Genomic DNA, 23,191 nt, shown 5'->3' with positions numbered 1-23,191 from the left:
AGAAAGAGGTATAAGGTACTTTCTCTTCAGTTTGGTGTTTTATGAGTTTTAGAATTAATTTGGTTATCTCTGTGTAGCGCGAAGTGCCTCGGTGTACTCTGTGGTTCAAATTATTCAAATCAAATTACACCACAGGTGGCACAGACCGCTATCTAAGGTAAAACCTCTTATTACAATTTTTTCTCTGTGTAATCTGTGGTTCAAAGCAATATAAATAGATAAATCTAAGTAGCTATTTCAATCTTGGTTTTATCGCCCAATAGGACTTGGTATTTTGTAGCCAGAGTTGCTTTGGCTTCGTCATCTCCGTGAACAATTTTGATTAACTTTGGTTTCTTTTTCATGCCCGCTACAAACCTTATTAAACCGCTTTGATCTGCGTGGGCGCTGTAGCCACTGATGGTATGTATTGCTGCATTTATATAAACCTTTTCGTTATTAATATAAACGTAGCCACCTCTAGGCCCATAAGTTTGAATATCGCGCCCTAACGTCCCCTTACCTTGATAACCCACAAAAATAATATCGGTTGTTTTGTCAGGTAAAAACCGCTCTAAATAATTAACGATTCTACCACCGGTGCACATGCCACTGGCTGCGATTATAATTGCTGGCTGTTGCCTTGAACTTAAAAAGTTAATGAGTGCCATGTGCTCTTGATGGGTATCAATCGTATGAAGTTGGCTAAAGTCTAACGGATGGCGACCTTGTTTTATGCGCCTTTTTGCCTCGTTATCCCAAAGCGTTTTAAAGTGTTGGTACTCTGCAGTGAAATTAGCAGCCATGGGCGAGTCTACAATTACTTGCAGCTTATGCCACATTGAATTTTTGCGAGCAGAGTGAATAATTTGCTCTAGCTCATAAAGTAGCTCTTGCGTACGGCCAATACTAAACGCAGGAATAAGCACAACGCCATTATCTGCAACGGCTCGCTCTATAATATTTTTTAAAACCTTCCCCCGTGCCTTACGGCCATCATGGTTTTTATCACCATAGGTAGATTCAATCACAAGCGTATCTGCGCGGTAGGGCGGTTTAGGCGAAGGCAATAACGGTGTGTAAGGCGCCCCCAAATCACCAGAAAATACCACTCTGTGGTTATTTGGCTTTTTGCCAAGCTCAATTTCTACATAGACAGAGCCAAGAATATGGCCAGCACGTTGTAAGCGGAGTTTAAACAAAGTTTCGTTGTTTTGGTTGCTTGAGGCTGTTTGTTCGGGACTAAAGCCCACTCCTACTGGGATGGGGTACCACTTGTTGAAATCGAGGGGAACAAGTTGCTGTTTTAGTCTTCTTATACAAGTATTTATTATGGCTTCATCACGTGTTACGCCTAGTTTTAAGGCGTCTTCAATAACGAGTGGTAGTAGTTTTGCGGTAGCGATAGACGTATAAATTGGCCCTTTAAAGCCAGCTAAAAATAGGTAAGGTATGCGACCTACATGATCAATATGGCAGTGGGTAACTATAAGCGCTTTTACTGTAGATATATCAAAGTCGATGTTGAGATCTTCGTGACTGTCTTCGCCCTGAAACAGCCCACAATCAATGAGTATTGAGTTGTATTCGTCAATAATAAGCTGGTGGCACGAGCCTGTAACACCGTTAACTGCTCCGTGGTGTTTGATATGCATAATTATATCCTTATTTTTGAAGCATATGTTCAGCATAGAGGTTATTGATTATAACGGCAACGAGCAAAGTTCAACATGGAGTGATGGAATTTTCATAAATCACGGGCCATCAGTTTTCAGCTGTCAGTTTTGAGCCGAACGGTGTGGTTTGCGTGTTCTGTATTAATTTGTAGGCTTGGTGCTTAATTAAGACGCGCCAAGCAAGCGTGACGCCTACGTTTGATGTAGGCGTGAAATTTAGTGAGCCATCAGCTTTCAGCTGTCAGTTTGAAGCCGAATTGTGTTGTACGTGAGTCTTTATCAAAGGCCTGCCTCGTAGGAGGTACTTCAGTGCCGAGAATATTTGCACAAAGAGAAGTGAATGAGAAGAGAATGAGGTAAACCAAGAACTTACTTAATTTGTTCTTCTCTAAAGCGCAGCGCCTTTGTGAGTTAAAGATCTTTTTTCTAACCACAGAGGACATAGAGAGCATAGAGGAAGAGAAGGAGAGACCAAACCTCTTTTAAATATTGGTTTCTCTGTGTAGCGCGAAGCGCCTCTGTGTTCTCTGTGGTTCAAATATTGTTTTTACACAAAGAGAAGTGAATGAGAAGAGAATGGGTAAACCAATAACTTACTTAATTCTATTTTTTCTAAAGCGCAGTGCCTCTTAGCCTCTTTGTGAATTAAAGATCTTTTTCTCAAGAGTGCAGTACTGAATGGCTTTTCCTAAACTAGTTTAATCATTTTATAAATATAAAAGCCAAAGTAAAAACTTTACCCTTTGTATTAACTTTTTAGATATGAATAGCTAACTAATTTAGTTAATTAATGCTATATTGGCGTTAATTAAAATTCTAAATAGTTCTTCATGGATTCGAGTTATGCTTAAGGCGAACACTTTGATTTTAGGTGGGTTAGCTACTCTATGCGCCCCAACTTTTGCAGCAGACAAAGTTACTGTTTATCAATCGTTTTCTGGTTATTCTGGGCTTATAAATACGCCAAACGCAAGTGTTCTCGATAAAGGCATGATCGATATTGGTTACAATAACCAGCTTGATTTGCGTGGTGTTCAGTATATGGATGGCCACAACTACATATTTTCTGCTGGCTTGTTCGATGGCCTTGAAGTAAGTGGCCAGATAGCTGCTAACTCAATGCATGACAACATGTTTTACAGCGAAGGGCGCGGCCAACTTCGTGACCTTTCTTTTAATGCAAAATACCAACTACCTTACATTCCAAAAAACTGGTTTAGTGTTGCTGTAGGTGCAAAAGATATTGGTGGTGCAGCCAACAACTACGAAACTTACTATGCTGTTGCCTCAAAAGAGTTATGGGATTTTAGATTTTCGGCAGGTTACTCAGTAAGTGACCGCCTCTCAAGCCAAATGGATGGCCCATTTGCAGGGGTAGAGTGGCAACCGTTTGAGTGGTTTGCTTTACTTGCAGAGCATGATGCTGATGCGTTTAATGCTGCAGCCCGCGTTACCGTTCCTAAAGAATGGCTGTATGATTTAGGCTCGCTAACACTTACTAGCCGTTTTTATAGTAACTCTGACTTTGCAGAAGACGATACCTACTGGGGTATTAACTTTAGCCTGCCGTTAAGCCCGCGCGCTGCTAAAATTAAACAATTAGAGCCAGCGCCAGTTGCTGTTAATACAACATCTAAACCAACTATTAATACAACTAACCAAGTAGTTTATAACTCGCCAAGCAAAGTTAGTAAGCCTGCTTATACCGCAGAAAAAACATCGCCGCTACCAGTAAATAAAAAGCAAATGAATACCCAAGCTCATGCTTTAAAGCGTGCCTTGGCTAATGATGGCTTTGAAAATGTGCTAGTAGGCTATAACAAGCAAAATCAGTTAATTGTTAAGTTTGAAAACGCTATATTTAACCAAAATGATATTGATGCCCTTGGTTTGGTGCTTGGTCGCATTGCTGAGTATATTGATAATGAAAGTACACAGTTTTATGTGCAGCTCGAAAAATACGAAATAGCGCAATTTCATGTTAGTGGCACAATTGGTAACTACAATGCCTTTTTAGCAGATAATGCAAACCCAGATTTAAATGTGAATATAGGTGCAATGGCAATGCCAGCAGGTATTGCCTGGATAGGCCTCACTAAAGCTAACAACCCATACTTTAAACCGCGTTTAACTCTTTCTCCTGCTTTAACAAGTAGCCATGCAACAGAGTTAGGTGTGTGGGATTACTCTTTAGCACTCAGAGCCGATGTTGACATACCTTTATGGAAAGGGGCTGGCATAAGCTTGGGAGGTCAAGTACATGTTACCGACAGTGATGACTACGAAGAAGACGCTCCATTTAGAAATTATCGTGAAGAAAGCGATTTCGACCGTGCTATGTTTTACCAAACATTCGCACTGCCTTGGGGCTTTTATAACCAAACACAATTAGGTTATTTAAAAGATCGTTATGATTTTATGGGTATTCGTAACGAAACAGGCTGGTTAAGCCCAGAAGGCCGCCATAAAGTTACTGCTGATTTTGGTTATTTTGAATATGAGGATTACGACACGAGTAAAGAGTATCAAACAATCTCTTACCAATATAACTGGGTAGAGCAAGATATTACTCTTCATGCTACGGCTGGTAACTTTTGGTATGAAGACACTGGTGCTCGAGTCGAAAGCCGTTTTTGGTTCGGCGATAGTTATTTAGCAATATATGCAGAAGATACCCGCGTAAAAAAAGTGGGCATTGCATTTAGTATTCCGCTTTCACCAAGAAAAGATATGGCAGTATCTAAGTACGGGCAAATCAAAGGCTCGTCTGCATGGCGTTATGGTGTGAGCACTCAAGTGGGTGAATCGAAAAATACTTTAGTATTTAATCAAGCTTATGTGCCTAGTAAAGCTGTTAATTTAGACAGTACGCTATTTAATCAAGGTCGTATGTCGACCCAGTATGTTTACAGTAATCTCACAAGGTTAAAAGAAGTGTATAGTAAATATCGGTAACAATTTTGCCATTGTAATTATTATATGAATATGTAAATTTTAACTATAGTTATTACTTGGGGCTAATTTAATTATTAAGTAAGCCTTAATGATGTTAAAATATCGGTTGCAAACTGAATGTTTGTTATTTAACCTTAAGTTAATTTTTGTACAGTTATTGAACTTAATTGCAACAATCGGGTGCAACAGGTTAACTAACGACTTTATTTTTAGAAATGTTAATTTAAAAAGGAATAAAAGGACTCCCTATGTTTACTAACAAAAAAACGCTACTTGCAATGTCTGTTGCATCAGTTTTTGCTCTTTCAGGCTGTTCGAGTGATGATGACAAAAATGATGTCGTACCAGATCCGGTAGATCCACCTGTAGAAGTTGTTGTTCCACCTGAAGCGCCTGCTGAGCTTGGTGCTGTAGTGAACGCTAACATTGTCGATAGTGCTTCATTTGATGCGGTTGCTTCGACTGTTATGTTCTATGAAAATGGTGTTGCAAGCACTAGCCTTGTCGATTTAGACGGTAATGCACTAGCAACTGTTGTTTCAGAAGATGGTAGCTTTACTTTTCAACTTGCAGATGATTCTGATGCAGAGTCAGTAACTGCTGTTGTTATGGCTGAAGGTTACATTCAAAAATCATTTACAATCGATCTTACGCAGCTTAGCGAAGGTGATGTAGAAGTTGCTTTATCTCTAACTTCGGTAGACTCAGAAGGTGTAGCTCAGCAAAGTATTGACGCATCAGTATCTGGTGGTAGCTCTGCAGATGCTATTACTGGTGGTGTGGCAGATGGTAAAGCTACAGCTGCTGTAACAGTTCCTGGCGGTACTCAATTACTAGATGCTAGCGGTGACCTAATCACTGGCGAATCTGTGTCTCTGTCTGTGACAGCGGCTGATACTAGTACTACTGCAGGTGCTGCTATTACTCCTGAAGGCTTAAATTCTGCTGGTGCTACTTCAGTTTTAACTCCTGTAGGTGTTGCAAGCGTTGAAATGGTTGACAGCAATGGCGTTAAAGTTAAGAAGTTTTCTCAACCAATTACTGTTTCAATGGCTATCCCTGCTGACAAAGGTGTTTCAACTGGTGACATGCTAACGCTTGTTTCTCAAAACGAAGACACGGGTGTTTGGACTACTGAAACGCAACAAGCTGAAGTTAAAGACTTAATTGCAGATGGCAGCTTCTATAATGCAAGTTTTGAAACTGACCACTTAACTTTCTTCTCTGTAGTAGATAGCCAACCTTCATGTTCTTCAGATATGCGCTTGCTTCTTAGTGAGCCAGCACCAGCAGCAGGTTTGTATGTAACAATGGCATCTGCAGATGCTGGTGTTGGTGGATACATCCGAGCTAATAGCTCAGAGGTCACATTAATCAGGGCTTCAACTGCAAGTTTTTACGGCATTTCTTCTGACGCGACTGCAAAAGTTACTGTTCGTGATGCTTCTGGAAATCTTTGGTTTGCAAGTGAAGGTGAAGTTCCAGTTTGTGGTGACGTTAATGTGACGCTTACTTCACCTGTTGACTATGTTGATGAGACACTTTCTTTAACTGCTCAATGTAGCAATGATGAAGATGTTTCGATCCCTGCTTCTGGTGCGTTAGTTAAGTACAGCCTTTCTGGTAAAGCTAAGAAAGTTGCACGTCCTACAGGTGAAGCTGGTCAATACTCTTTAGCGAGCCTTGTTTCTGGCGAAGAGTATACAGTTACAGTTAAGTACAAAGATACGTTAAAATCTATTGGTGATAAAACGTATACTATTACTGCTGATGGTACAGCTAAGTCACAAACTGAACAGTTAACATGTGATGTATCTACTGGTGTAACTGGCGGCTAATTAAAGTTTGTTAGTAAAATTGAGGGTTTAACCCTTAAATAAAAAGCCGCTTTAAGCGGCTTTTTTTTGTTTGGAATATAATAGCCGCCAGCCGGAATTGTGTTGTTTATTAGTACTGTGTTCGTTTGATGCTATTGCTGCGAATGCTAGGGGAACGAAATGATATTCACAGAGAGAAAAGAATAAGAAGAAAATGAGAAAGTAATAATTATTTTCTCTAAAGCTACGCGCCTCTTATCCTCTTTGTGAATTAAAGGTCTTTTTTCCAACCACAGAGGACACAGAGAGCATAAAGGAATAGAGACCAAACCTCTTTTAAATACTGGCTTTTCTATGTAGCGCGCAGCGGCTCTGTGTGCTCTATGGTTCAAAACAAAAAGCTTCACGGCTAAAGCTCTTCCTACAAATGAAAGAGCTATTGCACAAAGTTAAAAACTAGGATGAATTTTGGTTTGTTACCCTCTAAAGCCTAGCGCCTCTGTGCTCTGTGTTCGATATGTTCCAATCCATTCCTACAAAGCCGCTCCCGTGATTAGGTGTGAAATTTATATCGTCTATACCTAACTATTTTTTCTAAATTTATTCTTCTAAAGCGAAACTTCTGGTTCTTTTGCTCTTTAAAAATTAACAATGAATTGTTAATTTTAAGTTTATTTAATTATTTATTTGTAAAGTTCGTGGTGTGGTTCTAATATATATTTATTAATTCCTATGCTTTACTGAGCGCAAAAGAATACTTTTTAATTATTTCGACTTTTTTAGCGAAAAATTAGTTGTAACAGATTAATAAAACTCTACTTTAGATTATGATTTCAAAAGGAAAAAGGAATGTATAAGTATACTAACCAAAAAACGCTACTTGCTATGTCTGTGGCTGCAGCATTTGCGCTTTCGGGTTGTTCTAGTGATGACGACAAAAATGAGCCGGATCCAGTTGAGCCACCACCGGTAACAGTGGCTGTTCCGCCAGATACACTTATTACTGAGCAGCCATCTAAAATTTATTCAGCTAACGTAATCGACCTTACAAATTCAGATGCACTTGAAGGTGCAATGGTTACTTTTTTAGTTGATGGTGAAGCTGCAACAAGCCTTACAGATGTTAATGGTGAAGATCTAAACATGGTAACGGTTGATGATACTGGTAACTTTACTTTCCTTTCAAAAGAAGGTGCATCTGGTGAAGTAACAGCTAAAGTTACATATGATGGTTATGTTACCAAAAGTTTTATCGTTGATTTAGACGTTGAAGTTGATGAAGGTTCAAACAATATTCCTCTTCAGTTTGGTTTAATTTCAGATGACACAGAAGGCCTTGCACAAGCATCTACAGAAGCTGAATTAACAGACGCAACAACTGTTGACGCAATCACAGCTAACGCAAGCAAAGATGGCGCTAACTCAAACGTAACTGTACCAGCTGGTACAACGTTGAAAGATGCTAATGGCGATGCTATTTCTGGTGGTACAGTGTCGTTGAATGTATTGGCTGCTGATTCAAGCAAAGAGACTACTGGTGTAATTATTCCTGAAGGTTTAAATGCTGCAGATGCGGCAGCAGTTGCTACGTCAGTAGGTGTAACTCAGATTACAATGACTGCTGGTGATACTAAAATCAAACAATTCGACCCGGCAATTGATGTATCAGTGGTAGTTCCTGCTGATAGCGGCGTTGCTGTAAATGATACGCTTGATCTTGCTTCTTATAATGAAGACACAGGCATTTGGCAACAAGAGCCTAACAAAGCAACGATTACTTCGATGAATGCTGATGGCTCTTACAATGCATCATTTTCAACAGATCACTTAACATTTTTCTCCGTTAATAAGTCTGCGCCGGTTTGTGAGGCTGGTGTAAATGTTGTTATAACGAGTGGTACAGTACCAAGAAGAGGCCTAGCAGTTTCAATTTCTTCAACTGATGGATCCGCTAGTAGTTATATTAGGCAAGGCCAAACATCAAGATTGTTAATACCTTCATCTATATCTACAAGATATGGTATTTCGAAAGATGCAACTGCAACTGTTCGAGTATATGACCACACAGGTTCAGAATGGTTTAAACAAAGTAATGTATCTATTTGTGGTAATGTAAACTTAGACTTAGATAATCCTATTGAGACGTTTGATAACATTCTAACTTTAGAGGGTGTTTGTTCATCTGACAATACAAAACAAGTGGACCTTTCTGGCGCTATTGTAACTTACGCTAAACAAGGTAAAGCAGCATCGCTTGCCAGCCGCGGAACTCAAGCCTCAACATTTGACCTTACCGGCTTACAAGTAGGTGCTGATTATAAAGTTCGTGTAACTGTTCGGGGTGTAAAAGTTTCTGATGGTGGTCAATCACGATCGTTTGACTTCACGAATGTTCAAGAGTCAGATACTCTAACAGGTGAAGTTCCAATTACATGTAATCAAGTACCAGTAACTGGTGGTTAAAATTTGTTAGTAATATTTAGGTAGAAACCTAATACAAAGCCGCTTTATGCGGCTTTTTTTATGTCTATTTTTTAATAGCCATCAGGCTGAATTGCGCTGTTTGTTAGTACTGTGTTTGTTTGCTGCTAGGGGGGCGAACAAATTGATATTTGCACAAAGAGAAGCGAATCACGAGCCGTCAGCTTTCAGCTGTCAGTTTGAAGCCGAACGGTGTTGTTTGTAGACCTACCACGTAGGAGGTACTTTAGTGCCGAAGTGTTTAGAGCAATTCACGGCTAAAGCCGTTCCTACGAATTTAAAAACTTTTACACAAAGAGAAGTGAATCACGAGCCATCAGCTTTCAGCAGTCAGTTTGGAGTCGAACGGTATTGTTTATAGGCCTACCTCGTAGGAGGTACTTTAGTGCCGAAGTGTTTAGAGCAATTCACGGCTAAAGCCGTTCCTACGAATTTAAAAACTTTTACACAAAGAGAAGTGAATGAGTAAACCAAAAACATCTTAATTTATTCCTCTTCAGCGAAGCGTCTCTTGTCCTCTTTGTGACAATTTGGTTTTCTCTGTGTAGTGCGAAGCGCCTTTGTGACCTCTGTGGTTCAAATATGTTTAAAGAGCCATCAGCTGTCAGTTTTTAGCCGAGTGACATTGTTTGTGGGTTCGTTATTAATTTGCAGGCTTGGTGCTGAATTAAGACGCGCCAAGCAAGCGTGAAGCCTACGGTGGATGTAGGCGTGAAATTTATTTCTCGCGAAAATAATTGCACAAAGAGAAGTGAATGAGGAAAGAACGAGAAGACAATAACATAACAAATTGTTTTTCTCTAAAGCGCTGCGCCTCTTATCCTCTTTGTGAATATACAACCTAGCCCTTGTTTATATCTAAAATCGCTTTTAACGTGTGCTCTTTTTCAAGAATATCGCGATATAGAGCAAACTGGTTGCGGGCGCGCTCAAGGTTGTGGTTTGCATGTTTGGTGGCAAAGTAATTATCGCCATCAATAAAGTCTGTTAAAAAGCGCAGGCCAATCATAAAGGTCATGACCTTGGTGCCTAACCAAAAGCTTTCTTTTTCGGCGTCGGTGATCACATCTTGTAGTGGCTCGACATAACCTTTAACGATGGCGGCAAAGATCTCTTCACGAACACGTACATTACTTAGATTGGTTGAATCTTCTTGCTCAGGTGAGCAGAAGGTACGCACCATATCGCCAAAATCAAATAACCAATAACCAGGCATACAGGTATCTAGGTCGATAACTGCTTTTGCATCATCTGACTGTGTGCAAAACAGCATGTTATTGATTTTTGTATCGTTATGGCATGGTCTTAAAGGAATGTTACCTTCAAGCTGTTTTAGCTCTTCAACAAGAGATTGCTGATCTAAACAAAAGTCGATGTCGTCTTGGCAAAGCGCTACACGATTTACAGGATCTTTTTCGAGCACCTTTTTAAAGGCATCAAAGCGCATCGCTAAGTTATGGAAATCAGGGATCACATGATGTAGCTGTTCAGCCTGAAAATCTTGTAAAGCCAGTGCGAATTGGCCAAATGCATTGGCTGCAGTTTGTGCTTGCGAGATAGTTGCTACAACATCTTCACTATAACTGCCGCCAATAAATTCGAGTGCACGCCAAACACCTTGATCGCATTCAACTAAAAAGTCATTTTCGAGAGTTGGAATATGTCGAATAATTTCGAGGTTATATTCACCATTGCTAAGCTTTTCGCTTAGGTGTTGCTCAATTAGCCGTGCATTTTCAACTAGGTGCTCAGGATTAGGGAACACATCGGTATTTAATTTTTGCACAACTAAAGCGTTTTCTTCAGCTTTAAGCAACATGGTTGTGTTGATGTGGCCATTGCCAATTGGCTTTAGCGTTACGTTATCTGTACCTAAGCCAAAGTGCTCAGAAAGATAAGTTGCAACAGGATTCGACTTCATTAATTTTCCATTACTTATTTTTTGCAAGAAGAGGCGAGGGCTAATCGTTTTGTTTTTGACGTAACTGACATAAAGTGTGTGCTATTGCATCCAATTCAGCTTTGTAGGTCACGCCATACCATGGCTCTTTTGCAGTATAAACGGTTACAGCTTGGCGGTTATCTTTAATCGCGAGTTGTATCTCATTGGGTAAATAGTACTCTTTAATGACACCGTTGTCAGTATTTTCTAAAAACTCAATAAAGCCTTTTTCTAAGTCTTTAAATAAACTAGGTGTTATTCCCCAAAAGCTCATTGAGCCAAGTGAATCGTCAGCTATTGCTAACCTTTCACCATCTGGGTTGTTACCCTTTAAAACATTATTTTCGAGTTTAATATCTAGGTACTCAACCACATCAGTCAAATGCTGCTGGCTATTAACAGAGCATACACCACGGTTTACACCACCCTGTGCCGAAAGAGTGTCTTTTATCGGGTAACCTACCATGGCCCAGTTACTATGCTGTTTGAAGTGTTCGCTAAGAACAGCAAAAGAAGACTCGCCATAATAATCATCGGCGGTAATGACAATAGCAGGGTTGTTCACATAGGGTTTTGCACATAGTAATGCATGACCTGTGCCCCACGGCTTTTGGCGTTCAGCAGCTAGATGCTCATAGCCATTTGGCACTGCACTAATTGCTTGCTCAACTAGGATTACTTCGAGCGACTCAGGTAGGCGCGGTAAAATCGTCGCTTCAAATTCAGCACGAATTTTTTTATTAATGATGATCACCGCTTGGCTCACACCTGCTTTAACCGCATCATGAATACTAAGTTCCATGATGGTACAGCCCAGCCCCGGAATTTCGGCAATTTGTTTGTTTCCGCCAAAGCGGCTACCCAGCCCGCCGGCCAATACGATTAAAGTAAGAGAGTGTTGAGTCATCGCGCATGTTAAATAAAAAACAAAGGAAAAGTGTACCAGAAACAATCACGCAGGAGGAAGAGGAAGGGAGCTTTAAGCTTTAATTCATAAGTTTTGAGTTGAGCGGTGTTGTTTGTTGGTTCTGTGTTGATTTGCAGGCTTGGTAATAAATGCAAGACTTGCCAAGCAAGCGTGACGCCTACGGTTTGATGTAGGCGCGAAATTTATTTCGCGCGGAGAGCTTGATTGAACCACAGAGGGCATAGAGAGCACAGAGGAAGAGAAGGAGAGGCCAAACCTCTTTTAAATATTGTTTTCTCTGTGTAGCGCGAAGCGCCTCTATGTTCTCTGTGGTTCAATATGTTTTTGCACAAAGAGAAGTGAATGAGGAAACCACGAGATTATTTTTACTTCCTCTGAAGCGCAGCGTCTCATAGCCTCTTTGTGCGATTAAATGTCTTTGATGTAGCCGTGAAGTTTAGTGAGCCATCAGCTTTCAGCTGTCAGCTGTCAGTTTGAAGCCGAATTGTGGGAATTTTTGGTGTAGAGTTTTCCCAAGCAATAAAACTCTGTAGGAGGCGTTTTAACGCCGAACATCTTTATTCTATTCACGGCTAAAGCCGTTCCTACGTTTTAATTTAGGCGTGAAATTTATTTCGCACGTTATCTTTTTATACTGCGCGGTGTAAAACCGTGCCTACTATAACTCGCATCTCGCATCTCGTTCCGTAAACCTAATAGCTTCATATTTACGTAGGTGGTATATTCACTGTGTGGTGATTAACCCTTTTAGGTAGAAGATTAATGGCAAAAGATAGATACGCGCCAAAGGCTGTTGGCGATATTATGGCGGGCTTGAGTGGTCGCTTAGCATCTTATGCTGGTAAAACCCAAGGCTTGTCTTCTCAACAAACTATTCTTGATGACTTTTTAGGTGAAACACTTTCAAAAAAATGCCGAGTAAGTAATTACCGTGATGGTACTTTGATGATCGAAGCGGTTTCTGCACCGATTGCACTGCGTTTAAATTACTTAAAAATGGATATGCTTTCGCATTTTCGTGCCGCTGGCATGGTTGAGCTTGGGCAAATTAAAATTACCGCGAATCCACAAGCAACACAGCGTTTATCGGCAACAAATAAGCCAGAGCAAAAGCCTGTTTCTAAACGTCAAATGAGCGAGCAAACTGCTGATTACCTCAGCGCCATCGCCGCAGACGCCCCGCCATCTTTAAAAGCAAAGTTAGAGCGCTTAGCCCTGCATGGGCGGAAGAAGTAAATAAAGCCGTCAGCTTTCAGTTGTCAATTTTGAGCCGAACGGTGTGGTTTGCGTGTTCTGTATTAATTTGTAGGCTTGGTGCTTAATTAAGATGCGCCAAGCAAGCGTGACGCCTACGTTTGATGTAGGCGTGAAATTTATTTCGCGCGGAGAGCTTGATTGAACCACAGAGGGCATAGAGAGCACAGAGGAAGAGAAGGAGAGGCCAAACCTCTTTTAAATATTGTTTTCTCTATGTAGCGCGCAGCGCCTCGGTGTGCTCTGTGGTTCAATATGTTTTTGCACAAAGAGAAGTGAATGAGAAGACCACGAGATTATTTTTACTTCCTCTTCAGCGAAGCGCCTCTGTGTTCTCTATGGTTCAAATATTTTTTTCGCAGACTGAGCAAGTAGGTCGTGCTTTAGCACGTCATCGGTGAAGGATATAATATATTGTCGCCATAAATGACTACCTACATTTACAAAATCGAATTTCGTCACTCTAATCGCCTTTTTTCTTCGCTGATCTTGATTTTATTTCGATTGTCGCCATATCTACTCAGTGGTCTTGTTTTCACCTTTTTTATGGGGTTAGATCAAAGATTATGGCTGATTTTTAAATTTTCTTGCCGAAATTCCATATCTTCACACACAGAAGGTTTGATGTTGCGCAGACTCTGGTATGATAGCGCACGAAATAAGCGGTGTTTTAAACAGCGTACTGACAAATTGTTAATTAATATGCCCTACATCATGAGCATAAGCGCATATTAATTATCAATTGAAGAAAATGGGTTGGCTAATGACTAGCTAACAAAGAACATATTGTAACGGTTTTATCATGATATCTAATTTATTTACCAAGATTTTTGGTAGTCGCAATGACCGCACTATTAAAAACCTAAGAAAGACGGTCGCTCTAATTAATGCGCTTGAAAAGCAATTAGAAGCGCTTTCTGATGAAGATTTAAAAGCAAAAACAGCTGAATTTAGAGAGCGTTACGATAACGGACAAAGCCTAGATGATATTTTACCAGAAGCATTCGCTGTGGTACGTGAAGCATCTAAGCGTGTAAATGGCATGCGTCACTTCGACGTACAGCTACTAGGTGGTATGGTTTTACATCAAGGCCGCATCGCAGAAATGCGTACCGGTGAAGGTAAAACACTAACAGCAACATTACCTGCATACCTTCGTGGTTTAACAGGTAAAGGTGTTCACGTTATTACCGTGAACGATTACCTTGCAAAACGTGACGCCGAAACTAACCGCCCACTATTTGAATTTTTAGGCCTAACAGTAGGTTGTAACGTACCTGGCATGATGCCACAGCAAAAGAAAGTAGCTTACGCTGCTGACATCACTTACGGTACTAATAACGAATTTGGTTTTGATTATCTTCGCGATAACATGGCATTTAGCATTGATGAGCGTGTGCAACGCCCACTTTACTACGCAGTAGTGGATGAGGTGGATTCAATTCTAATCGATGAAGCGCGTACGCCGCTGATTATCTCAGGTCCAGCTGAAGACAGCTCTGAGCTTTACATCGAAATTAATAAAATTGTGCCAGAACTTGAGCTACAAGAAAAAGAAGATGAAGAAGGCGTTGAAGGCGACGGCGACTTCACTATCGATGAAAAGTCGAAACAAGTTCACTTAACTGAACGTGGCCAAATTAAAGTTGAAGAGCTACTGATTGAGCGTGGCTTAATCCAAGAAGGTGATTCACTTTACTCTGCATCAAGCATCACATTATTAAGCCATGTGTATGCAGCACTTCGTGCTCACAAGCTTTATCAAAAAGACGTTGATTACGTTGTTAAAGAAAACGAAGTTATCATTGTTGATGAGCATACAGGCCGTACAATGGAAGGTCGTCGTTGGTCAGAAGGTTTACACCAAGCTGTTGAAGCGAAAGAAGGTGTACGCATTCAAAATGAAAACCAAACTCTGGCATCGATCACATTCCAAAACTACTTCCGTTTATACGACACTCTAGCGGGTATGACAGGTACTGCAGACACTGAAGCGTTTGAATTCCAGTCTATCTATGGTCTAGACACAGTAGTAATGCCAACTAACAAACCGATGATCCGTGACGATCGTGCTGACCTTGTGTACTTAACACAAGAAGAAAAGTACGAAGCAATCCTTGCTGATATCAAAGATTGTCAAGAACGAGGTCAACCGGTACTTGTTGGTACTATTTCTATCGAAAGTTCTGAGTACTTATCGCAGTTCTTACGCAAAGAAAAAATTAAGCACAACGTACTTAATGCTAAGTTCCACGCGCAAGAAGCAGACATTGTCGCCGATGCTGGTTTACCTGGCACAGTAACCATTGCAACTAACATGGCCGGTCGTGGTACCGATATCGTGTTAGGTGGTAACTGGAACAGCGAAGTTGAAAAGCTAGAAAACCCAACGGATGAACAAATCAAAGCGATTAAAGATGAGTGGCAAAAACGCCACGATGCGGTAATCGAAGCGGGTGGTCTACACATCATTGGTACTGAGCGTCACGAGTCTCGTCGTATCGATAACCAGTTACGTGGTCGTTCAGGTCGTCAAGGTGATGCAGGTTCAAGCCGTTTCTACTTATCAATGGACGACGCGCTAATGCGTATCTTCGCTGGTGAGCGCATGACTAACATGATGCGTAAACTAGGTATGCAACGCGGTGAAGCAATTGAGCACCCTTGGGTTAACCGCGCAATCGAAAACGCACAACGTAAAGTTGAAGCACGTAACTTCGACGTTCGTAAGCAATTACTTGAGTACGATGATGTAGCAAATGACCAACGTCGTGTTGTTTACTCACAGCGTAACGAACTACTTGAAGAAGGCGATATTTCAGAAACTATCACTGCAATTCGCAGCGATGTTCTAAACGGCACGATTGACCAATACATTGCACCGCAAAGCTTAGCGGAAATGTGGGATATCCCAGGTCTTGAAGAGCGCTTAAAACAAGATTTCTTAATTGAGCTGCCAATTTCACAATGGCTAGCTGACGATAGCAAACTATACGAAGAGAAACTTCGTGAGCGTATCGAACAAGCGGTTGAGCAAGCATACAAGCAAAAAGAAGAGATGGTAGGCGAGTCAGTACTACGTCAATTCGAAAAAGCGATTATGCTACAAAGCCTAGACCAACATTGGAAAGATCACTTGGCAGCGATGGACCACCTTCGTCAAGGTATCCACTTACGTGGTTACGCACAGAAGAATCCTAAGCAAGAGTACAAGCGTGAATCGTTCGAGCTATTCTCTGAAATGCTTGAGAACTTAAAAATCGACGTTGTGGGTATTTTAAGTAAAGTACAAGTTCGCGCTGAAGAAGATGTTGAGAAAGTTGAAGAGCAACATCGTCGTAGCGAAAATGCACCTCGTGAATATCAACACGAAGAAGCTGAGCACATCGGTGGCGAAACACCAGAAGGCGCAGTAGTTACTCAACGTGCAGAGCCTAAAGTTGGCCGTAACGAGCCGTGCCCATGTGGTTCAGGTAATAAATATAAGCAGTGTTGCGGTAAATTAAAATAACCAAAACATGGTGATAAAAAGCGACGCTTGCGTCGCTTTTTTTATGATTAAGGAAACAACAAATGACTAAAAAAGTAGTGCATGTTGCTGTTGGCGTTATTTATAAAGATCAGCAGTTATTTATTTGTAAGCGTCCAGATGACAAACACCAAGGCGGCTTATGGGAATTCCCCGGCGGTAAAGTAGAGCAGGGCGAGAGCGTATTTGCAGCGCTAAAGCGTGAGCTGTTAGAAGAAGTAAACCTAACGGTTAATGGCAGTGAAGAGCTGATGGTTATTGAGCACGACTATGGCGATAAATGTGTGCGCTTAGATGTGCACATTGTAGATGATTTCTCAGGCATTGCTCATGGCGCAGAAGGCCAACAAGGCAAATGGGTTGCACTAAACGAGCTTGATGATTACAGCTTCCCAGCTGCCAATGTTGAGATTATCGAAAAGATAAAGCAGAGGTTTGAGCAGTAATAGCCGCCAGCCTTCAGCTGTCAGTTTTGAGCCGAACGATGTTGTTTGTAGGCCCTCCTCGTAGGAGGTACTTTAGTGCCGAAAAACAATTCACGGCTAAAGCCGTTCCTACGTTTTGGTGTTGGCGTGAAATTTAGTAAGCCGTCAGCTTTCAGTTTTGAGCCGAACGGTGTTGTTTGTAGGCCAACCTCATAGGAGGTACTTTAGTGCCGAAAAACAATTCACGGCTAAAGCCGTTCCTACGTTTTGGTGCAGGCGCGAAATTTAGTAAGCCGTCAGCTTTCAGTTTTGAGCCGAGCGATGTTGTTTGTAGGCCCTCCTCGTAGGAGGTAGTTTAGTGCCGAAAAATACTTCACGGCTAAAGCCATTCCTACGTTTTGGTGCAGGCGTGAAATTTAGTAAGCCGTCAGCTTTCAGTTTTGAGCCGAACGATGTTGTTTGTAGGCCCTCCTCGTAGGAGGTACTTTAGTGCCGAAAAATACTTCACGGCTAAAGCCGTTCTTACGGTTTGATGTAGGCGTGAAATTTATTTCGCGTGAAAATAATTGCACAAAGAGAAGTGAATGAGAAGGTAATGAGCAAGCCAAAAGACAAATTCTCTTAAGCGGAGCGTCTCTTATCCTCTTTGTGAGTATTAAGAGCACTTTGCGATATAAAATCGCGCCTACAATGCTCACTTACTGTTTATTTTCCCCTCCCACCGCTCAAAAATGCGGCTCACCTTGTTTTGATAAGAATTGTTACATATTAGGTTTTATTGTTTAGCGCGAGAGGTTTATTATGGGGAAAGCGAAAAACTAATGATTAATTATGTTTACTAGTTTTTCGATAAATACTTCAAAAATAATTAGTACGGGACTCCCATGAAAAAAGTAACACTTACCGCGGCAAGTATCGCACTTGCGCTCGGTCTTGTTGGTTGTGGTGAAAAAGAACAAGAAACTAAAGCACCAGCAACTGCGGCCGTAACTGAAGCAAAAGCACCTTTAAATTCAGGTATTGAACTTGCGAACATGGACAAGTCTGTTCGCGCACAAGATGACTTTTACTATCACGTAAACGGCGAATGGTTAGAGAAAACAGAAATTCCAGGTGATAAATCAAACTACGGTTCATTTACTCAGCTTTACGATGATTCGCAAAAAGCGATGAAAGAAGTGCTAGAAAAAGCAGCGGCAAACAAAAATGTTAAGCCGGGCTCTGATGAAGCTAAATTAGCTGCATTTTATAACAGCTATATGGATGAAGCGGGTCGTGAAGCGGCAGGCATCAAACCATTATCGCCAGTTCTTGAAAGCGTTGATGCAGTAAAAAACAAATCTGATCTTGTTGCTTTAATGGCTGAGCTTCGCATTAAAGGCGGTAGCTTACCTTTTGGTTGGTACGTAAACAACGATGCGAAAAACTCTAGCGAAAACGCGATGTATGTTTATCAATCAGGTTTAGGTTTACCAGATCGTGATTACTACTTAAAAGATGACGAGAAATTCACAAAAATTCGTGAAGCTTATCAAGAATATGTAACAGCTATCTTAAGCAAAGCGGGTGTAGCTGATGCAGAATCTGCTGCTAAAGCTATTATTGATCTTGAAACAAGTATTGCCGAGGCGCAGTGGAGCCGTGTTGAAAGCCGTGATGCAACTAAGTCTTACAACAAGATGAGCGTTGCTGATGCGAACAAACTGACAGGTGACTTCGACTTTGCTGCTTATCTTGATGCGTCTGGTATAAAAACAGAAGACGTAATTATTCGCCAGCCTAGCTACCTAGAAAAGTTCGCGGGTATTTACAGCGATACAGACTTAGCTACTTGGCAGAACTACCTTAAGTTCCACTTTGTTAGTAACTATGCAGGCCTTTTAGATAAAGAGTTAGTAGACCTTAACTTTGATTTCTACAGCACAACACTGCGCGGTGTAACAGAGCAATCACCACTTTGGAAAAAAGCAGTTGATGCATCAAACGGTGTGTTAGGTGAAATACTTGGTAAAGTATACGTGAAAGACAACTTCCCACCTGAAGCGAAAGCACGCATGGAAGAGTTAGTTGATAACGTAATCAAAGGTTACGCAGTTGCGATTGAAAACCTTGAGTGGATGAGCCCAGAAACAAAAATTGCGGCTAAAGAAAAACTTGATAAGTTCACGCCAAAAATTGGTTACCCAGATAAATGGAAAGACTACTCAGCACTTGAAGTTAAAGGTGACGACTTAGTTGGTAACTACATTCGCCACAGCGAGTGGGAATATGCAGACATGACTGCAAAACTAGGTAAGCCAGTTGACCGTTCTGAGTGGCACATGACACCACAAACAGTAAACGCTTACTACAACCCAGTGAATAACGAAATCGTATTCCCAGCGGCTATCTTACAACCGCCATTCTTTAACCTAGAAGCTGATGACGCTGTTAACTACGGTGCAATCGGTGCGGTAATCGGCCACGAATTAGGTCACGGCTTTGATGACCAAGGCGCGAAGTACGATGGTGACGGTAACTTACGTAACTGGTGGAGCGAATCAGACCTTAAACAGTTTGAAGAGCGCACAGGTCAGTTAGTTGCTCAATACAATGAGTACAAACCATTTGAAGATGCAAGCGTAAATGGTCAGCTTACATTAGGTGAAAACATTGGTGACTTAGGTGGCTTAACAGTTGCTTATACGGCATACCAGTTATCACTTGGTGATGAAAAAGCGCCTATCATTGATGGCTACACAGGTGATCAGCGTTTCTTCATGGGTTGGTCGCAAATTTGGCGTCGTAAATACCGTGACGAAGAGTTACGTAACCGCCTAATGACAGACCCTCATTCGCCAAGCCACTACCGTGTAATCGGTATTCTTTCAAACATGCCAGAGTTCTATCAGGCATTTGATGTGAAAGAAGGCGACAAGATGTATATCAAACCAGAAGATCGCGTAAAAATTTGGTAATTGATTATCGATTTAAAAAAGGCTCTGAGTGAACGCTCAGAGCCTTTTTTGTTTTAGTAGCTGTCAGCTTTTGACGTAGGGTCGTTTTAACACTGAACATGTTTATCTTTTTCACGGCTAAAGCCGTTACTACGGGTGCTAGAAATTGTTTGGAGTTGTTGTTTGTTGATGGTGTTGTAGGAGGAGGTGTTTTAACACCGAACATGCTTATCATTTCACGGCTAAAGCCGTTCCTACGAGATATGAGAAATTGTTTGAAAGTTGTTTGTTGATGATGTTGTAGGAGGTGTTTCAACGCTGAACCTGCTTATCATTTCACGGCTAAAGCCGTTCCTACGAGATGCGAGAAATTGTTTGGAGTTGTTGTTTGTTGATGGTGTTGTAGGAGGTGTTTTAACACTGAACATGTTTATCATTTCACGGCTAAAGCCGTTCCTACTAGGATTTAACTTGATTCTGATTCGTATTTGTCTAGATTTAAGATAATAAATGGAGGGTTATGGATGACCGCACATTATCAAAATCTAAGAAAGCATAGGGTATCAATCCCATTTCATTATTACTCTGTCACCACTTCAACGCTTGATAGAAACTGTTATTTCTCTGACTTTAATAATGCACGAGTTTTAATTAACACTCTAAGGTCTATAGAAGATATTAAAGCTAAAACTATTTGTTTTGTGGTAATGCCTGATCACCTACATTGGTTATTTCAATTACAAGATAAAGTACCTTTAGCTCGATTGATTCAAGAGGTTAAAGGGAAGAGTTCATATCTCATAAACAAGTCATTATGTTCTAAACGAAAAATTTGGCAGCCAGGATATTATGATTCTTTAATAAGGAGTGAAAAACATTTACTTGGAGTATCGAGGTACATCATCGCAAACCCATTGAGGGCTGGAATTGTTAAAAGTGTGCGTGATTATCCTTTTTGGGATTGTATCTATTTATAGGTAAACTCTTCACGGCTAAAGCCGTTCCTACGAGATGCGAGAAATTGTTTGGAGTTGTTGTTTGTTGATGGTGTTGTAGGAGGTGTTTTAACACCGAAATGTTAGGTGATTGTTGTACGCGATATTCACGGCTAAAGCCGTTCCTACGGGGTTGTCGGAGTTATTTTAAAAAGCCGCATAACTTTCATTAAGCGGCTTTCTGCATACAAATTAAACCATAATCGCATCTTTTAGATACTGGAATAACTCTTTGTAACCTTTGGCAGGCTTTTCTGCTTTTACTTCTTTTGCGGCGCTACGCACTAATTGGCGCATTTTTTGGCGCTCAAGAGCAGGGTATTGATCAATTGTTGAATTGATCAACTCATCACCTTGTTTGATCAGATTGTCGCGCAGAGTTTCGATTTTGTTCATCAAAACATCGGCTTGATTGTTTTTGTTAAGCATGATGTCGATCATTGCTTGGATTTCATCAACGTTTTCTGTTGTACGTAATACTTTTGCGATGTAGTTTAAGTTACGACGATAAGCATCACTTTTATCACTGACTTTATCCGAAACAACTAACGCTTCTTTTAATTCATGATTGAGTGGCAAACGATCGCGTTGCTTTTTCGGCATTTTTGCGATTTCAGCACCCAAACCATGATATTGCATGGCTTCACGTTTTAATTCGCTTTTTGATACGTAAATAATTTCTTCTTCAATTAGTGGCTTTTTCTTCTTCGCCATAAGGATGCTCATTCAGTAAACTTAACTATTCACTATTATACGTCATTTAGTTAATGATTAATATTAGCTGATGCACGTCTCTCAGTGTGTTAGCATTCGCTACACTATAAAAAATATCAGAACCTAGGACACACAAGATGAAAGATCCTATTTATCAACACATTTCTGAAGTGAAAGACGCGGTAAGCGAAGTACTGGAGCATGCAAAAAAGTTAGGTGCTACTGCGGCTGAAGCGGCAATGTCGAGTACTTCAGGTTTGTCTGTCAGCACGCGCATGGGTGAAGTTGAAACAATAGAGTTTAACCAAGATGGTGGCTTAGGTATCAGTGTTTATGTCGGTAATAACAAAGGCTCTGCATCTACAGCCGATTTAAACCCTAAAACATTACGTACGGTGGTAGAAAAAGCCATTGATATTGCTAAGTTCACTTCTGACGACCCATTTAATGGCATCGCTGATAAAGAGTTGCTTGAGTTTGCACCGCAAGATTTAGATTTATACCACCCGTGGGAGGTAAGCCCAGAGCAAGGTATTGAGCTTTGCCATCAAGCAGAGCAAGCTGCGCTGAATGCCGATGAGCGCATTGTAAATTCGGATGGTGCGAGTTTTTCTTCTCACCAAGGTTTACGTGTTTATGGTAACAGCCATGGTATGATTGCAGGTTACCCACGCACTCGTCATAGCATTAGCACTATGGTGATTGGTAAAGAAGGCGAGCAAATGCAGCGCGACTCGGCTTATACCGTAGCGCGTCATAAAGATGATTTGAATGACGCTGCAAAGGTAGGCCTAGAAGCGGCAACAGAAACTCTGGCTAAGCTTAATAGCCAAAAGCTTGGAACCATGAAAGTGCCTGTGATCTTCAGAGCAGATATTGCTAATTCATTATTTGGCCACTTAGTGTCGGCGATTGGTGGTGGAGCGCTTTATCGTAAATCAAGCTTTTTACTTGATAGCTTAGGCACAAAAGTATTCAGTGACTGTGTGAATATCTCTGAGCGCCCACATTTATTAAAAGGCTTAGCGTCTTCACCGTTTGATGCTGAGGGTTTAAAAACTGTAGACCGTGAAATTATTCAAGGTGGTGAGCTGCAAACTTACCTTTTAGCAAGCTACGCAGCACGCAAACTGTCTATGGCACCAACGGGTCATGCTGGTGGTATTCATAACTGGCTAGTTGAGCAAACTCATGCTGACTTAAAAGCATTATTAAAAACCATGGGGACAGGTTTATTAGTAACTGAACTTATGGGTCAAGGTGTAAATACCGTAACTGGTGATTACTCGCGTGGCGCGGCTGGTTTCTGGGTCGAGAATGGCGAAATCCAATATCCAGTGAGTGAGATCACGATTGCTGGTAACTTAAAAGATATGTTTAAAGCGGTAGTTGGCTTAGGTGGTGACATCGAGCGTCGTGGCGGTATTCAAACAGGCTCTGTATTGATTGAACAAATGCAAGTTGCTGGTAGTTAATTCATAAATAACAAATCATTTTTAAAAGCCTCACTTTAGTGGGGCTTTTTTATTTAAAAAAGTGCTTTACCTAAACTTAACTTGA

Annotated in this window: 13 protein-coding genes; 9 read left to right on the top strand and 4 right to left on the bottom strand. The window is 41.0% G+C overall.

What is annotated here, in order from left to right:
* Window positions 1-224: 224 nt before the first annotated feature.
* Window positions 225-1,634, bottom strand: coding sequence for an MBL fold metallo-hydrolase RNA specificity domain-containing protein (locus QUE86_RS05595; protein ID WP_286259748.1), 1,410 nt, complete (start codon window positions 1,632-1,634; stop codon window positions 225-227).
* 864 nt (window positions 1,635-2,498) lie between these two features.
* Between QUE86_RS05595 and QUE86_RS05590 the strand changes: the two genes are divergently transcribed.
* The 3 genes from QUE86_RS05590 (at window position 2,499) to QUE86_RS05580 (ending at window position 8,890) form a co-directional block, all read left to right on the top strand.
* Entirely contained in the window at window positions 2,499-4,610 is a 2,112-nt protein-coding gene (locus tag QUE86_RS05590) for a YjbH domain-containing protein (protein ID WP_286259745.1), read from the top strand.
* A 248-nt stretch (window positions 4,611-4,858) separates the two neighbouring features.
* On the top strand, window positions 4,859-6,448 hold the full coding sequence (locus QUE86_RS05585) for a hypothetical protein (RefSeq protein WP_286259743.1): 1,590 nt from the start codon (window positions 4,859-4,861) through the stop codon (window positions 6,446-6,448).
* Between the two features lie 828 nt (window positions 6,449-7,276).
* Window positions 7,277-8,890 carry a hypothetical protein gene (locus tag QUE86_RS05580; protein WP_286259741.1) on the top strand — a complete coding sequence of 538 codons (1,614 nt, stop codon included), beginning with the start codon at window positions 7,277-7,279 and terminating at the stop codon, window positions 8,888-8,890.
* A gap of 859 nt (window positions 8,891-9,749) precedes the next feature.
* Here QUE86_RS05580 and QUE86_RS05575 read toward each other — a convergent pair.
* Complete coding sequence (locus QUE86_RS05575) at window positions 9,750-10,829, bottom strand: phosphotransferase enzyme family protein (RefSeq protein ID WP_286259739.1); 1,080 nt, start codon at window positions 10,827-10,829, stop codon at window positions 9,750-9,752.
* Between the two features lie 40 nt (window positions 10,830-10,869).
* On the bottom strand, window positions 10,870-11,757 hold the full coding sequence (locus QUE86_RS05570) for an NTP transferase domain-containing protein (RefSeq protein WP_286259738.1): 888 nt from the start codon (window positions 11,755-11,757) through the stop codon (window positions 10,870-10,872).
* A 783-nt stretch (window positions 11,758-12,540) separates the two neighbouring features.
* Between QUE86_RS05570 and QUE86_RS05565 the strand changes: the two genes are divergently transcribed.
* From QUE86_RS05565 to QUE86_RS05545, 5 genes are all read left to right on the top strand, one after another.
* The gene (locus QUE86_RS05565; protein ID WP_256854278.1) at window positions 12,541-13,014 is read left to right on the top strand and encodes a DciA family protein; all 474 of its coding nucleotides are present in this window, start codon (window positions 12,541-12,543) and stop codon (window positions 13,012-13,014) included.
* An 820-nt stretch (window positions 13,015-13,834) separates the two neighbouring features.
* Complete coding sequence (gene secA / locus QUE86_RS05560; protein WP_130050504.1) at window positions 13,835-16,543, top strand: preprotein translocase subunit SecA; 2,709 nt, start codon at window positions 13,835-13,837, stop codon at window positions 16,541-16,543.
* Window positions 16,544-16,605: 62 nt separating this feature from the next.
* Window positions 16,606-17,007, top strand: coding sequence for an 8-oxo-dGTP diphosphatase MutT (gene mutT / locus QUE86_RS05555; RefSeq protein WP_250661257.1), 402 nt, complete (start codon window positions 16,606-16,608; stop codon window positions 17,005-17,007).
* Between the two features lie 863 nt (window positions 17,008-17,870).
* Entirely contained in the window at window positions 17,871-19,943 is a 2,073-nt protein-coding gene (locus QUE86_RS05550; protein WP_167658639.1) for a M13 family metallopeptidase, read from the top strand.
* A gap of 503 nt (window positions 19,944-20,446) precedes the next feature.
* Window positions 20,447-20,899 (top strand): REP-associated tyrosine transposase, encoded by a 453-nt coding sequence (locus QUE86_RS05545; RefSeq protein ID WP_286259728.1) that lies wholly within the window; start codon window positions 20,447-20,449, stop codon window positions 20,897-20,899.
* A 210-nt stretch (window positions 20,900-21,109) separates the two neighbouring features.
* Here the strand turns inward: QUE86_RS05545 and yjgA are convergent, their stop codons facing one another.
* The gene (gene yjgA, locus QUE86_RS05540) at window positions 21,110-21,631 is read right to left on the bottom strand and encodes a ribosome biogenesis factor YjgA (protein WP_130050508.1); all 522 of its coding nucleotides are present in this window, start codon (window positions 21,629-21,631) and stop codon (window positions 21,110-21,112) included.
* A gap of 137 nt (window positions 21,632-21,768) precedes the next feature.
* On the opposite strand from yjgA, the gene pmbA reads away from it, so the two are divergent.
* Complete coding sequence (gene pmbA, locus QUE86_RS05535; RefSeq protein ID WP_130050509.1) at window positions 21,769-23,106, top strand: metalloprotease PmbA; 1,338 nt, start codon at window positions 21,769-21,771, stop codon at window positions 23,104-23,106.
* Window positions 23,107-23,191 lie beyond the last annotated feature (85 nt).

It is taken from the genome of Pseudoalteromonas apostichopi (assembly GCF_030297135.1).
GTDB classification, from domain to species: domain Bacteria; phylum Pseudomonadota; class Gammaproteobacteria; order Enterobacterales; family Alteromonadaceae; genus Pseudoalteromonas; species Pseudoalteromonas apostichopi.
The sequence above is the reverse complement of the archived record's forward strand: the minus strand, read 5'-3'. Positions and strand labels throughout refer to the sequence as shown.

Excerpts from the sequence above, each read along its gene's own strand:
- QUE86_RS05545 (WP_286259728.1), top strand. The coding sequence starts at position 20,447 with ATGACCGCACATTATCAAAATCTAAGAAAGCATAGGGTATCAATCCCA.
- QUE86_RS05580 (WP_286259741.1), top strand. The coding sequence starts at position 7,277 with ATGTATAAGTATACTAACCAAAAAACGCTACTTGCTATGTCTGTGGCT.
- pmbA (WP_130050509.1), top strand. The coding sequence starts at position 21,769 with ATGAAAGATCCTATTTATCAACACATTTCTGAAGTGAAAGACGCGGTA.
- QUE86_RS05565 (WP_256854278.1), top strand. The coding sequence starts at position 12,541 with ATGGCAAAAGATAGATACGCGCCAAAGGCTGTTGGCGATATTATGGCG.
- QUE86_RS05575 (WP_286259739.1), bottom strand. The coding sequence starts at position 10,829 with ATGAAGTCGAATCCTGTTGCAACTTATCTTTCTGAGCACTTTGGCTTA.
- yjgA (WP_130050508.1), bottom strand. The coding sequence starts at position 21,631 with ATGGCGAAGAAGAAAAAGCCACTAATTGAAGAAGAAATTATTTACGTA.
- QUE86_RS05590 (WP_286259745.1), top strand. The coding sequence starts at position 2,499 with ATGCTTAAGGCGAACACTTTGATTTTAGGTGGGTTAGCTACTCTATGC.
- secA (WP_130050504.1), top strand. The coding sequence starts at position 13,835 with ATGATATCTAATTTATTTACCAAGATTTTTGGTAGTCGCAATGACCGC.
- QUE86_RS05595 (WP_286259748.1), bottom strand. The coding sequence starts at position 1,634 with ATGCATATCAAACACCACGGAGCAGTTAACGGTGTTACAGGCTCGTGC.
- mutT (WP_250661257.1), top strand. The coding sequence starts at position 16,606 with ATGACTAAAAAAGTAGTGCATGTTGCTGTTGGCGTTATTTATAAAGAT.
- QUE86_RS05550 (WP_167658639.1), top strand. The coding sequence starts at position 17,871 with ATGAAAAAAGTAACACTTACCGCGGCAAGTATCGCACTTGCGCTCGGT.
- QUE86_RS05585 (WP_286259743.1), top strand. The coding sequence starts at position 4,859 with ATGTTTACTAACAAAAAAACGCTACTTGCAATGTCTGTTGCATCAGTT.
- QUE86_RS05570 (WP_286259738.1), bottom strand. The coding sequence starts at position 11,757 with ATGACTCAACACTCTCTTACTTTAATCGTATTGGCCGGCGGGCTGGGT.